Annotated in this window: 10 protein-coding genes; 4 read left to right on the plus strand and 6 right to left on the minus strand. The window is 44.5% G+C overall.

Annotated features, from left to right (window positions below):
- The first annotated feature begins 663 nt into the window (after positions 1-663).
- Positions 664-5,145, plus strand: coding sequence for a VCBS repeat-containing protein (locus tag H5T41_00495; protein ID MBC7107266.1), 4,482 nt, complete (start codon positions 664-666; stop codon positions 5,143-5,145).
- A gap of 106 nt (positions 5,146-5,251) precedes the next feature.
- On the opposite strand, the gene H5T41_00500 is transcribed toward H5T41_00495, so the two are convergent.
- Positions 5,252-5,587, minus strand: a complete 336-nt coding sequence (locus H5T41_00500) for a cupin domain-containing protein (GenBank protein ID MBC7107267.1) — start codon at positions 5,585-5,587, stop codon at positions 5,252-5,254.
- Positions 5,588-5,710: 123 nt separating this feature from the next.
- Here H5T41_00500 and H5T41_00505 point away from each other — a divergent pair, with 123 nt between their 5' ends.
- Positions 5,711-6,454 carry a ZIP family metal transporter gene (locus tag H5T41_00505; protein ID MBC7107268.1) on the plus strand — a complete coding sequence of 248 codons (744 nt, stop codon included), beginning with the start codon at positions 5,711-5,713 and terminating at the stop codon, positions 6,452-6,454.
- Positions 6,455-6,506: 52 nt separating this feature from the next.
- Here the strand turns inward: H5T41_00505 and H5T41_00510 are convergent, their stop codons facing one another.
- The 3 genes from H5T41_00510 to H5T41_00520 all read right to left on the minus strand — a co-directional run bounded on the left by H5T41_00510 (position 6,507) and on the right by H5T41_00520 (position 9,290).
- Positions 6,507-6,779: a hypothetical protein gene (locus tag H5T41_00510; GenBank protein ID MBC7107269.1), complete on the minus strand. Its 273-nt coding sequence runs from the start codon at positions 6,777-6,779 to the stop codon at positions 6,507-6,509.
- Between the two features lie 66 nt (positions 6,780-6,845).
- Positions 6,846-8,273, minus strand: coding sequence for a flippase (locus tag H5T41_00515; GenBank protein MBC7107270.1), 1,428 nt, complete (start codon positions 8,271-8,273; stop codon positions 6,846-6,848).
- A gap of 87 nt (positions 8,274-8,360) precedes the next feature.
- Positions 8,361-9,290 carry an SDR family oxidoreductase gene (locus H5T41_00520; protein MBC7107271.1) on the minus strand — a complete coding sequence of 310 codons (930 nt, stop codon included), beginning with the start codon at positions 9,288-9,290 and terminating at the stop codon, positions 8,361-8,363.
- A gap of 222 nt (positions 9,291-9,512) precedes the next feature.
- Here H5T41_00520 and H5T41_00525 point away from each other — a divergent pair, with 222 nt between their 5' ends.
- Positions 9,513-10,409: an NAD-dependent epimerase/dehydratase family protein gene (locus tag H5T41_00525; protein MBC7107272.1), complete on the plus strand. Its 897-nt coding sequence runs from the start codon at positions 9,513-9,515 to the stop codon at positions 10,407-10,409.
- A gap of 86 nt (positions 10,410-10,495) precedes the next feature.
- On the opposite strand, the gene H5T41_00530 is transcribed toward H5T41_00525, so the two are convergent.
- The gene (locus tag H5T41_00530; GenBank protein ID MBC7107273.1) at positions 10,496-12,451 is read right to left on the minus strand and encodes a PAS domain S-box protein; all 1,956 of its coding nucleotides are present in this window, start codon (positions 12,449-12,451) and stop codon (positions 10,496-10,498) included.
- A 219-nt stretch (positions 12,452-12,670) separates the two neighbouring features.
- The gene (locus tag H5T41_00535; protein MBC7107274.1) at positions 12,671-13,039 is read right to left on the minus strand and encodes a helix-turn-helix transcriptional regulator; all 369 of its coding nucleotides are present in this window, start codon (positions 13,037-13,039) and stop codon (positions 12,671-12,673) included.
- Positions 13,040-13,266: 227 nt separating this feature from the next.
- Here H5T41_00535 and H5T41_00540 point away from each other — a divergent pair, with 227 nt between their 5' ends.
- Positions 13,267-13,476, plus strand: coding sequence for a hypothetical protein (locus H5T41_00540; protein ID MBC7107275.1), 210 nt, complete (start codon positions 13,267-13,269; stop codon positions 13,474-13,476).
- Positions 13,477-13,563 lie beyond the last annotated feature (87 nt).

Here is a 13,563-nt window from a genome sequence, read left to right on the forward strand (position 1 = left end):
ATGTTTTTCATCGGATGATGGAATGGAAATTGAAGTCCCCACTAATACTATCAAATCGATGTTCGGAAAATAGAAACGGAATCAATCATCGGAGAACCATCGAAACCTAAAGAAGAAAATCCGCTTATCGAAACTCGCCTGAGCAAGACTCCACGGGAGCATCATTGATTTATGATCCTCTCGAAGTTCTTCTTAACCAACATTTTTCAATTTAAAAGGGAAACAGGGGTGCGCGGAGATCCGTGCTCAATACCGATCTGCTCTCACATCGTGCTCATTCAGAATTGCGATAATATGATATTGACCGTTCTCTGATTTATAATATCATTCTTGTGATTAATTTATTTTATCAGCCATCTTTCAAACAAACTTTCGTTGAGAGAGAAAGCATGGAACCTTTTATTTTTGATATTACAGATATATAATTCGAATATCGTATACCCCGACATTTTGGGCATTAGAAATGGTCGCTCTCTAGATCAGCATCTCACAATCATCCCTGCAAAAATATATTCTTCATTTTCAATAGCTAGCGAGGTCTTGAAGATGATTCGCAAAAACGAAATTACCGCGATAGCTTCATATACCCTCTAGAATGTAAATACCCAGTAGGGTAAAGATAGATTTCGATACAATATCGTGTGTTATGGAGGATCGGAGGGAATGAGTCGAGTTTTCAGAAAATTGCGAAAGGCCAAGGAAGCAGTATCTGAGATCATCGCCAACATCCTTGTCCTCGCAATCACTGTCACTTTATTTTCCAGTATCATGTGGTATGTTGGCACGATGCCAGCACCAACGGAACAGGTTTACGGAGATTTTGATGCCACCTTGTCATTCGTGAACGGCGGCACGTCTATCATAGAGATAGTCCATAAGTCTGGTCCGACACTGAAGGATTACAGGACTGACATCTATCTAATTGTGGATGAAGTACCGCACACATTGCATATTCGGGATGGAACAATCAATGGGACCAACTCTGAAGAATGGAGAATCGGGGATATCTGGAAGTTTGATGCTACCGCTCATGGCATCAGCATCACTCCGAGCTCTTCCGTTACCATCATGATCGTCGATCCGACGGTCAATTCATTGATTTGGTCGACAAGGCTTCTCGGAGCTGAAGGCAGGAATCCTCCAGTTATTATGAACAAGTGGGTGGGTATCAAGATAGGATCGATTTGGACCGCAACGAGCACCGTGCTCCAGACGCAACAGATTAAGGTTTTTGCGAAAGTGACCGATGTCGATGGTGATCTTTCGGCCGTCTATGCTGATTTATCCTGTCTCGGAATCAGTGATGACATGGGATTTGGTGTTGGAATTTACAAAATGATTGATTCAAACGGCGATGGCACTTTTTCAACTGAAATGGATATTGGTGTGCCGGTTTTGAATAATACTGGCGAGAGAGCAATTAATGTCATCGCCGAGGACACCGGTGGAAGGCGGACGATTTCTGTACTCCTAGTAACTATTCAATCTTACACGACCGGACCACCTACGATCCTCTATGCAGCGATCGAGCCCAGTAGCTCCATACTGGGATCGACTTTCACGGTGCGCTGTTACATAACCGATCCAAATGATAACCTGAATAAGAGTAGCGTTGTTGTGGCGAATGAGGATAACTATGAGACGCTGGGTACTGTCAACACATCACATCTATCTCCATCGACTGCAGAAGGTGTTGCGGCGCCTGGAATTACGAAGTTAAGAAGCGACGATGGTGATTTTCTCTCTGTGCCTGCTGGTGGATACGCGAATGTGACAGCCTGGAGTCTCCCATTCCCGGATGACATCACTGGCAAGACTTTCCAAACGGCTGTTTTAAAAGTTAGATATTATACTGGAAATAATTTCAACGGAACAAATATCCTTCTCAATGTTGATGGCTCGGGAAAAGGCCTTCCGATTTTGAGGTGGACAACGCCGATCACTCGGGTATTCAATTTGATGGCGATGGGTTATGATACAGTGGATGAACTAAAGAACGTGAGGGTGACTTTCCACAATGAGGGTAACGATACTGTCTATTTCGATTACTGGTGGCTTGAGGTCACTTATTCAAACACAACGCTTACCGCTTTTCAGAGACTGGTGGAAGATCCGTACAATCCAGGATACTTCACTGGTTACGGCGTTGCAAGAAGTGATATTCTCGAAGCTGCCTCAAGAACTTATTATTATAGGATCTCCGCAAGCGATGAGACTGGCAACGAGGTGAGTGTTCGCATTTCTCACACGGTTATCACCTCTGAGATTCTTATGGGAGGTGGTTATGGCAAGGGCGAACCTCCTGGGAATCTCAACTACAGCGCATTGCAGGGGTTCAACATTTTTGAGCTCTCTGAATGGAAGGTTAAGAACTATTCCGCGACACCTAGAACGATCTTCTCGCAGAGTGAGGATGCGGTTGTAGTTGTCGCGAGCAAGTATCTAGTCAACACAGATAATGAGAACACCTTGTTGGTAATCGATCCAACAACAAAGGTCGTTGTCTCGGCTGTCTCAAGTCCAAATGTTGTATTCCAGAGATATGATTACAATTCGGGTTATTACGTCTACAATGCGACAATCGACTGCGCCAAACTTCAAAACAACAAGAAATATATGGTGCAGGTTCAGCTAAGGGATACTTGGGTTCCGAACAATATTTTCTTCGCGACGCAATTGATCACAATTGGCTCTGCAGATTATCCTGTATTCATGACTTTCAAGGACTCGAGTTATTCGATACCCTGCACTGAATTCACGACCTATGATCTGTCAAATAATATTATTTATGTTGAAATCAGAAACAGGTATGGTGGCGATTGGTTCCAGTACGGCGGGGACGTCGAAATCAGGGACTTTTTCTGGAATGCGCAAATTAAGAGAGTTCCGCCGCTGAGTGGATGGAACGGCCCGGTCAGTACTGTGACAAAGGTTGACACCAATGTATATCGATTCGCGATCAATTTGGCCAACGCGACCGAAGGAACTCCGTGGATACCGGGCGAGAACGCATATGTGTTACGGTATGACATGTTCAAAGCAGGTAACGAGACTTACGTACTTTCAAAAGTTATTACAATTACGGCTCCGAAGTACAAATTAGATTTTGTCGCAGGTATTGATCTCCAGACCAGCGGACCTTCCTGGAGTCAGAAATACACCATGTTCTTCTACAAGAATGATAATCACTGGTCCCCTCCAGATATGCTAGAAGGTGTCAATGAAGCAAAAAAACCGATTTATATATCCATCCTCGTAAGAACTGGCGATATGAACAACGATGGCAAGAACGACATCGTTGCAGTCGTTGCAGAGTATAACTCCAGTATTAACAAGCTGGAAACTTACTGGCTCTTTCTTTATATGAACGATGGATATTGGACGCGATACACAATTGCCGATCTTGGAACTTCTGCAACACCGACCGTTCTTGAGCTCGGTAATTTGGATTTTGATAACGATTTGGATATCATACTTGGCTTCTCGAATGGCAAAGTCTGTTTCTACAGAAACGATGGTATCTGGTCATATAAGGCTGTTGACACATCGTTGACCTCGTCCGTTGCCGACCTCAAGGTCGGAGACCTCGATTGGGCTTTTACGCCTGGCAACGATCCGCAGAGGTCGCTCGACATCGCAGTATGTCGTGCTGATGGTACAGTTCAAATATATAAAAACAGCGATGGTGCTGGCGTTACCTGGACCCGCTATTCAAGAACGGGAACTGCTACCGATGTCGTTGATTACGCCGATTCGGACATTCATATCTTCGGAATTCAGACCGGTCAACCAACTGGAACATATCTGGATACGCAAAATGCGTACTATGATCCAGGCGTCTTCGAGAGAATTATCGAGCAATGGGTCTACAGGTATCAGGAGAGCACGCCAGCTGCAAGAGATGCCATAAAGGATACGACGAATGAAACAGATGCAACGCAGTTGCGTCCAAACGACAATCAATACTATACAGTTATTTATGGCCAGACTGCCTACATAAAATCCTGGGATCCAACTGGACTGATTGGTGACGTACCGATCGATCGACTCATTTTCAAGGTCAGGTATAAGACATATCGGTACGATGGGACAGATTACATAAAATGGGGTCTGGGCACGGGCGATCCCACGAATAATATGATGCAAATCAGGAATTCGGAGGGGGAATGGATCGAGGATGAGTTCAATTTGACCGGTTCAATCCAGTTGGCAAGTACCTTAATCAATCTGAAAGTAAGTTTCACAAATACTTATTTCCTCAATGAGCCTTCGGTCATCGACTTTGATTACTGGATACTTAATGTAACATGGAAAACTGGGGATAAGTTGGATCATCGCTGGACGATAGAGGTAACACCCGGCACTTCCCACACATTCCAGTTGTATGCGAGTAAATCCTCCGCAGAAGATGATTTTCAATTCTATTATTCGACTGACAATATAACATTTACTGCTATGACATCGGCAAAAGTGACATCAACATCACCAACTCTATATACTTTTACACTGCCGGCGGGAATCTCAGGAAAGCTCTATATTAAAGTGGAAGACACAAATAGAGCTTCTACAGTAACATCGCTTGATTATGTCGACATTTATCAGATGTCAGTAAGAACGACGGCTGCAGGAGGTCTGGTTGGAAGCACCGCCAAAGCACTTGCGATCGCTGACATGAACAACGATGGCTCAAATGATCTCATCGTCGTCGGAGAATCGAGTAAGAAAGGAAGGCTCTGGGTCGGACTGAATAATGAGGGAAATATTCTTCCGTACTTGGTTCAGGTAATCCCAGATAATTCCGATCTCGCGGGATGCGTCGGCGCGGATGCAGGTTTCTTCGTAGGAGGCAACAGTCTGAAGGATATCGCGCTGGCAACGGGTTCGAAGGTCTATTTCATTGAACAGACCACATTGGGAACATACGCGATGAGCAGTCTATCCTTCTCCATTTCCACAATCACTGTGATGGCAGCTGGAGATGTCGACGGCAATGGGAGAACGGATATACTGGTCGGAACTTCAGATGGTCGGATCATCCTCTATATGAATTATCTCGGTTTGACGACAGGTTGGCAGTCCTATCTCGTCGATTCGCGGGGTTGTCCGATCAATGATATTGGCTTAGGTAAACTGCAGAATGCGTGATCGAGCACGCATTTTTTTGTTTATTCATTATTTTTTGATAATTCGTACCGCTAGTGATCGGTTTAAACCAACTCAATCAATTCTTTTCATTCAACATTATTCCATTTCACTTCTTAATCGACTTGTGTAGAGTCAACAGAAAAACGAAATCCTCAACGGCGTCGATCGCATGTTTCAATTCAGCTGGCATGTATATCCATGTGTTTGGCACTGCTTCGTACTTTTTCTCTTCGAGGATAATCATCGCCTTCCCCCTTATCACATGAATAGAAGCCGGCATGCTCGCCGTGTGCTCAGACAGGCTCTGCCCCTTCGCCATGCAAAAGAGAACCATTTTCAAGTCTGGCCTGTCAAGAAACGTCTTGCTCACGATGCCTTCCTTCGCAAATTCGATCATTGTTTCAAGATTGGTGACAAATGCATTCTCGATTCTCTCGGCCATTTTGATCGCTGTTCAAAAGGATGTCACGGGTGTTAATCATTTCGCAGTACCAATTCGGTCTTATACGGAAAACATTTATGTTGAGGTCACCGCGTTACACCGTCATCCTCATAGGCGATCATTATGGATTCCCTTCTTGTCCTGCTCATTTACTCGGTTGCAATCATTGTTGCAGCACTCGTCGGGGGCTTTCTTCCACTCATCAGAAATTGGACTTCTCTGCAGCTCCATCTCTTCACAGCTCTCAGTGCTGGAGTGTTCATTGGAGCGGCGTTCTTACACATGATTCCAGATGCGATGGAAATGACAAGCACGCACAGCGCGCTTCTTTTCGTTCTGATCGGTTTCATCTTCATTCTCTTCGCCGAGCGGGTTATTATGCACAGCCATGCAAAGGAATGCGTCGAGGAATGTGAACACGAACATATGCTCACTGGATTGACCGCCTTTTTCGGCCTCGTGATCCATTCTCTTGTCGCTGGCATCGGCCTCGGCGTCGCGGTTCTCGTCGAACCAGCTTTGGGTGTCATTGTTTTTGCTGCGATCATGGCCCACGAGAGCATTGAGCTCTTTTCTTTATCAACGGTCTTCAAGCTCGCTCGATTCGAAAACAAGAAAATCCTCGCATATGTGATTCCTTTATCACTGATGAAACCGGCGGGTGCATGGATTGCGATCCTCGCCTTCGAGATCGTGGCAAGAATCCAGCTCGGCATCCCGCTCGCGCTTGCAGCCGGCACATTTCTTTACGTGGGTATTTGCGATTTACTTCCGGAGGCCTTTCACGAAGAAAAGAAGCGGTATTCGGGATTCATTCTTGTGCTCATCGGTATCGTCATCATGTACGCACTCGGACTTTTCATTTGAACTTCGTTTCGATCAATTTTAACGAAGATTTTCAAAATTGGATTCCCGTACTTCAGATGTAATCCTTAAGTTCTTTGATGTCGACACTCAATTGGACGACGTCTCCCACGACGCTGACGATATCGGTTTTCAGGGTGATTTTCGGGGCCTTTAAAACGGATTTTTTGATCTTGAGATCTTCGATGACTTCCTTGAAGACCTCGACAACCAGTGTCAACACCGTCCACGTTTTCGTGTCAACATTCGCGCCTATCAGTGTTCCGATCTTCTTCCCATCCTTTGTGATCACGTCCTTTCTTTCTGTTACATTCAATTCAAGAACCATGTTACCCCCTTGAAAGATTCAATTCGAGTCAAATCACTTAATCATTTCGAATTTCAATCGACTAGCTCATTCTCTTACAAGTCTGAAGAGAATGTCTCTGTCTCCTTTGTCAAATGTGCCGATCATGAGTCCAACGGCGATGTAAAAAACTGTACCAGCAACAATCGTAAGAATGGCATTAAGATAACTTTTCACAATAATCAGGAAAATCGCAAGAGCAACCGAAGCGACAATCGTCTTCAATCCAATGTCTATATAATCGACCGAAAAGAGGCGTGATGTCATGAAGCGTAAATTCATGAACCCCATTACAACATTTGCAAGCAAGAACGCTGCCGCACCGCCTGCAGGTCCGTAAAGGGGGATAAGGATTCCACAAACGCCGATATTCACCACCGTCGCCGCGACAACGGAATAAGCGTTGAGACGCATTAGATTCGCAGAGGCAAGCACATTCGCGATGTTCCCGCAGAAATACTTAACCGCGACGACGAGGATGAGAATCTGAAACGGCAGGATCGCAGGTGCGAAATTCTCACCGTAAAGAAATGTGACAACTTCTCCCCCGACAATGACGCCACCGATCGTGATCGGAAGGCCGAAGAAAAACAGGAATTTCATCGCCTTTTGCTGAATCATCTTCAGCTTTTCAATCGATTGCTCGTAAGTCTGAGAGGTCAATGGCATAATCGCGCCGAGGAAAAAGGTGTGAAGAAGACTGAGCGGGATGGCGAGGTTATATGCAACGCCGTAATAAGCTGCGGCGATATTGCCTCCCCATATTTGTACGAGGACAGTGTTAATTGTATAAAGCAATGTGAGGAGAACGCTCGAAGTCGCGAAGTGTGTCGCGCGTTTAAACTGCGCTTTCGCATCGCTGATCGAAAACTTCCATATCGGCCGTGTGATTGACTTTGAGAAGATCAGATATGCGATCAAGAAGCTGAGGATGCTGCCTGCGAAGATGACGAGGATGATTTCTGTAAGACCAAATCCCGAGAAGAGCATCGCGAGGACGATTGTAACTGTAAAAGAGCGCTCGATGATTTGAACGAGAAGATTCAAATGCATGCACTCGAAGGCATTGAACATTCCAAAAAAGACGGCCGTCAGGTTGCCGAAGAAACTCGTCATCGCAACGACCATGATGACGAAAGCAGTCTCTTTTGGATAAGAGGTGATCAAGACCGCTGAAAATGAAATCAATAGGCAGATGAAGCCGAGTAAAGATCTGAGAAGCAGCGTTGTCGGCATGTATCGCGATGCGATCGACTTGTTTTTCGAAACCTCAACAACCAAAAGACCATTGAGCCCGAAATCGGCGATGACGAAGATCAGGCCAGCAAATGCGAACGCGAAGACATATGCGCCGTATTTCTCCTCGCCAAGAAATCGCGCGAGGAAGATTGAAAGAATTAAAGTGATGATCTGGCTGAATATATAAGCAGCGGCCAGGGAAAGCGTATTCCTCGCAATTCTCTTAACAACATTCATCTGACCATCTTTTTCTCGAGATTGCTCTCTAAATTGGCAAGACCGTTTATAATCCATTGCTATGCGACGAACAGTGCGTCAATTCGTTCACAAATGTTTTTTGAAATATGCGATCGTTTTCTTCAATCCTGTTTCCAAATCGACTGTCGGTTTCCAGCCGAGCATTTTCATTGCGAGAGTGATATCTGGCCGTCTGCGTGCGGGATCGTCCCGCGGCAACGGCTTGAACGTGATTTTTGAAGAAGACTCTGTCAATTCAATGATCTTTTTGGCGAGATCGATAACAGATATCTCTTCAGGATTCCCCAAGTTAACTGGACCTGTGAAATTCTCTTTCTTCATGAGCCGAATCAATCCCTCGATAAGGTCGGAAATGTAGCAGAATGACCTCGTCTGCGAGCCGTCTCCGTAAATTGTCAGATCATCCCCTTTCAACGCCTGCACAATGAAGTTCGAAACAACCCTTCCGTCGTTCTGAGCCATTCTGGGGCCATAGGTGTTAAAGATCCTTGCTATCTTGATCTCGATGCCTTCCTTTTCATGATAAGTGAATAAAATGCTCTCTGCAACTCGTTTCCCCTCATCGTAACAGCTTCTGGGTCCGATGGGATTAACATTTCCCCAGTAGTCTTCTTTCTGTGGATGAACAAGAGGATCGCCGTAGACTTCCGACGTCGAAGCCTGCAACACCATCGCTTTATGTTTCTTCGCCATTTCCATCAAATTGAAGATGCCGATTGTGTTGATTTTCAGCGTTTTCACGGGATCCGCTTGGTAGTGTACTGGTGAAGCCGGTGACGCCAGATTGATGATGATTTCTGCATTCACTTCAAAGGGTTCCAGAATATCATGTTGTAACAGCTCGAATCTTTCCCTGCCGATCAAATGTCTAATGTTCTCCTTTCTCCCAGTGAGTAGATTGTCTACGCAGATGACATCGTATCCATCTTCTAAAAGTCGATCGCATAGGTGTGAGCCGATGAAACCAGCGCCGCCTGTGACGAGAACGCACGTCATGCAATTCGCTTATCGTGAAGCACCTGTATAATTCTATAGTATATTGGAATTGTGCGGTGCGATAGGAAAAAGGGTTAAAAAAAGTGAAAGGTTCAAAAACTCTTGCGGTCGATTTTGACGATCAATATCTATGGAAAGAAATCATCAATGCATCTATCGATTTTTGTCAATATAATAGGAATTTTGACACCTTTATATTTGTGAGTGTCTATAACAAATGACGTGAATATCCTGGTGACAGGCGCGGCAGGACAGCTCGGTTCGTACCTGCTCGATGAACTCTCTTGCGATCATAGCGTCCGAGGGATTGATCTCAAATCGCCGAAAGTTGAGGCTCATTCCGATGTGATCTCTTTGATTGACATCAGGGATAGCGAGAGCGTGATGCGTGAATGCGAATGGGCTGATGTGGTTGTTCATGCGGCGGCACAGGTCAGTGTTGAAAAGAGTATTGAGGATCCATTGCTTGACGCGGAGATCAATATCATCGGCACGCTCAATTTGCTCAGATCCTCTTTTATTGCTGGTGTTGATCTCTTCGTTTACATTTCAAGTGCTGCCGTTTATGGTGATCCTAAATATTTGCCTGTTGACGAAGCTCATCCAACAAATCCGAAATCGCCTTATGGAATCAGCAAGCTAGCAGGAGAGGAATACGTGAGATCGTTCGGGGAATGTCACGATCTCGACTATTTCATCATTAGACCTTTCAACTTCTACTCGCCGAGAGCGGATCCACGAAGTCCTTATTCTGGTGTAATCACAAAATTTGTTCAAAGGATCAAGGCTGGCGAGCCGATCGTCATTGAGGGGGACGGCGAGCAGACAAGAGATTTCATTCATGCGCTCGATGTCGCACGCATGATCAAACTCGCCATCGATTCGCCGGTCAGAAACCTTGTGTTGAACTGTGGCTCTGGAAGAGGCACCTCAATCAACGAGCTCGCCGAGGTGCTCGCATCGATCTGCGGCGATGTGGAGGTCGTACGCGCGAAGTCGAGGGAGGGTGATATCAGGCATAGCGTCGCGGATATCTCGCTCGCGAGAGATTTCCTCGGTTTCGAGCCAAGAATTTCTCTTTACGAGGGATTGAAAGCCTTCTTTGAAAACGGCGATTAATGTTGTAAGCGCGGTCGAGTCATAGATTTTCGGTCATCTTTCTTTTGAGAAAGCGGTTTGTACATGGATTATCTGATTTTGAAAAATCATGCAATTGGCAATTCGATGATGAAACGCGCGCCTTTTGAATAATCGCCCTTGACTCGATCTTCGACCCAGACTCTTCCACCGTAGCGCTCGACGAGCCTGTGCACGATTGCAAGGCCGATGCCGGTGCCTTTCTTTGCCTTCTCGGTGTCAAGTGAGAAGTGTCGGTCAAAAATTTTCTCCTTAAATTCATCTGGGATTCCTGGACCTCGATCTTCAAACGCAATTCTTGCGATTTTCTGTTCAGGATCAATTCTTAATTTAACTGAAACGGGCTGCTGATTGCTGTATTTCAGCGCATTTGTGATAATGTTAAGGAAAACATGTGGCAAGGCATCATCCGCAGTGACAAATATTTCGTTCACAGATCTCTCATCAAGCCCCTCAACAGTGATTCTTGCATCGGTGTACCTCTGCTTCGCAATCTCGATGCTTTTATCGAGTGCATTGAATAGATTCACTGGCTTCCTTTCTCGCTCTTTTTCCTCAATGGCACGAGCAAGTAGCCTCACGTTTTCGATGAATTCAATCATTCGGCGTATTGAAGACATCAGTTTTGAAGCGTACCGCTGCAGATCCTCCTCTCGCTCGTCAGAGATTCGCCTCTTGATAAGATCGTTGACGATTTCGCTGTATGCATTGATTGGCATCATAAAATTGACGATGTCATGAAGGACGATATCATCATATAACTTGATGGTCTCAAGCGATCGATAGAGGTCTTCATACAAGACCGCGTTTTCATAGGAATAACCAATGATGATCGAGAGCGATTCAAAGAAGCTTTTCTCTTCTGGAGTGAAATCCTTGCGATCCTCGGAGCAGATGCAAAAGAAACCATTGATCTTCCTTCCCTTGATCGGGACAAACGCTGCAGAAGTGATGCCTTTCAACTTCTCACTGAATTTATTTTCCTCGCTTTGTGAAACAAAAATGATGCGGTTGGTCTTGACGATTTCCTCCGCAATTTCTTCAGCTATCTTTTCGTCTGGAAGTATTTTTTTTCCATCGCAATCGCCTAGGCAAAGAATCTTCTGCGGTTTCATTTCTTTCGTGAAACAAAAAACCACTGCCCGATCAAAATTGAAAAAATCGATAACAATTTTGATCGAAGATGCTAGTGTTTCTCTTGAATTGAGAGAAGAAGATGCAGCGATACTTATGTCATTTAATCTCTTGAGTAATTCATTGTGTCTCCTAAGGCTTTTTTCAATCTCGAGCCTCGAGGTGATATCCTCTCCCAATGCAACAATTCCTAATATCTTTCCTTGCTCGTCGTAGAAACTGTTGAAGGTCCATAGGATGCATACCCTCTTTCCCTGCTTTGTCTCAATTTCCCATGATCTCTCAGCGACCTTTTCATTCTTAACTATGTGATTGATCAGTTCTCTGAATTCACCGCGGATCTCAGGCGGAACGAATCTATCTACGAAATCTGCGCCAACGACTTCCTCCATTCGATACCCGAGTATCACCTCAGCTCCGCGGTTGACCATTTTGATTTTTCCATTCGGATCCAACTCCATGATGATTCCCGCTGCTGTTTCTATAATCGTTTCCAGTCGTTTCTTGCTAGACTTGAGTTGCTCTTTGAGTAATTCTATGAAAGTCATATCTCTTATGATTCCTTGAACAAGTACTCCACTGTTTTCTCTTTTAACAAGTTGGGCATAAATCTCGCATCGCCGTAATTCACCAGTTTTTGAAATAAAATCAACAAAATACCTCGGCTCGGCGACCTCCCCTCTTATCCTTTTTGAAAACTGGAGGTAAGAAAACCTGCGAGAATCTTGGGTCATGAGGTCAAAAATCGAAGTTCCGATAAGCTCCTTCTGCTTGTAGCCAATAATTTCCTGCGATGCCGGATTAATATAAAGTATCTTCCCAGTTTGATCAATAAGGTAAATGATATCTTTCGCGTTCTCGACTATGTTCTTGAAATCAATCCGTTCCATCCGATTTCCTCCTACTCATTCTTACACTTGAATAAGAATCTTTCCGAGTTTAGATTCATTTTTTTCCCAATTCATATTTGATCCCACACCTTGGAATTCTTTGCTAAAGCTCGTCATTGAGGATCAGTGTGATTATTTATCATCTGATCAAAGAAAGCTTATCAAAAAAAGAGAGGAAACGGTAACGAATATTCGCGAAAATCTCTGAGAATGTTTTCTTTAGCTATTCTCAGCATGAATGCATTCCTTTACAAGCGCTGTAAAATCGAAATCATAGTTGTAGTTCTCTGTTGTACCATCGTTCATTTCAATTCTCGCTCTGATTCTGTTCCTTTCGAAAATGATCTGCGCGATCCTGACTCTCGATTGGTATAGGCTGATTCTCTTTCCGGCTTGCGTTAATCTCCTTTCCGCACAAATTAAGAGGCCAGCCTTTTCGAGCGAATGAATTTTCCTGTAACAGGCGGCGATTGGGATTCCAAGGGACTCGCTCAGCTCGAAAGCGCTCCTTGGTTTCGTCATCGTCGCAAGAAGAATTCTTGCGGAGTATTCATCGGTCAAGAGGCGGGAGGTTTCTAGTGCATGCATATTATCACAATTGATAAAAATTGCCCGCGGGTATATAAATTATCTCAGGTGATTATCATTTTTGATTTTTATTCTTCTATAATGCCAGTATTCGAGGACATTGAGGAATGTCGCTATGATCTCGTTATTCAGTAATTAGACCTGGAATAAATGCAGGTATTACCTGCGATGATTCTCATAAGAGAAATCAACGTTGTTCTTTGTCGCATGACAAGTTTCCAGGCAATATGGATGGGTACAAAGATTTATATATCACTCTCGGCAATGTTTTTATTCAAGCGCCAGATATGGAGGGAAAGGATGACCTGCGGAAAGTGTGGATCGAAGAAGGGAGAAGCAAAGAAGGAAGAAAAGAAGAAGAAGGCGACGAAGAAAAAGTAGCCATCGAGCACCGCCTTAGGACAGTCCTCGGCTCCAAGGCAGATCGCCTTTGGTGATGAATTAATTTTCTTTTCCTTGTTTTTTCTCTATAAGATCAAATTTTTGTGGATTCTTCAACAATTCTTGATTCATTGGCGACCGCT

The organism is Methanomassiliicoccales archaeon (assembly GCA_014361295.1).
Classification (GTDB): Archaea; Thermoplasmatota; Thermoplasmata; order Methanomassiliicoccales; family JACIVX01; genus JACIVX01.

Excerpts from the sequence above, each read along its gene's own strand:
- H5T41_00505 (MBC7107268.1), top strand. The coding sequence starts at position 5,711 with ATGGATTCCCTTCTTGTCCTGCTCATTTACTCGGTTGCAATCATTGTT.
- H5T41_00540 (MBC7107275.1), top strand. The coding sequence starts at position 13,267 with ATGGATGGGTACAAAGATTTATATATCACTCTCGGCAATGTTTTTATT.
- H5T41_00530 (MBC7107273.1), bottom strand. The coding sequence starts at position 12,451 with ATGGAACGGATTGATTTCAAGAACATAGTCGAGAACGCGAAAGATATC.
- H5T41_00495 (MBC7107266.1), top strand. The coding sequence starts at position 664 with ATGAGTCGAGTTTTCAGAAAATTGCGAAAGGCCAAGGAAGCAGTATCT.
- H5T41_00500 (MBC7107267.1), bottom strand. The coding sequence starts at position 5,587 with ATGGCCGAGAGAATCGAGAATGCATTTGTCACCAATCTTGAAACAATG.
- H5T41_00520 (MBC7107271.1), bottom strand. The coding sequence starts at position 9,290 with ATGACGTGCGTTCTCGTCACAGGCGGCGCTGGTTTCATCGGCTCACAC.
- H5T41_00510 (MBC7107269.1), bottom strand. The coding sequence starts at position 6,779 with ATGGTTCTTGAATTGAATGTAACAGAAAGAAAGGACGTGATCACAAAG.
- H5T41_00515 (MBC7107270.1), bottom strand. The coding sequence starts at position 8,273 with ATGAATGTTGTTAAGAGAATTGCGAGGAATACGCTTTCCCTGGCCGCT.
- H5T41_00535 (MBC7107274.1), bottom strand. The coding sequence starts at position 13,039 with ATGCATGCACTAGAAACCTCCCGCCTCTTGACCGATGAATACTCCGCA.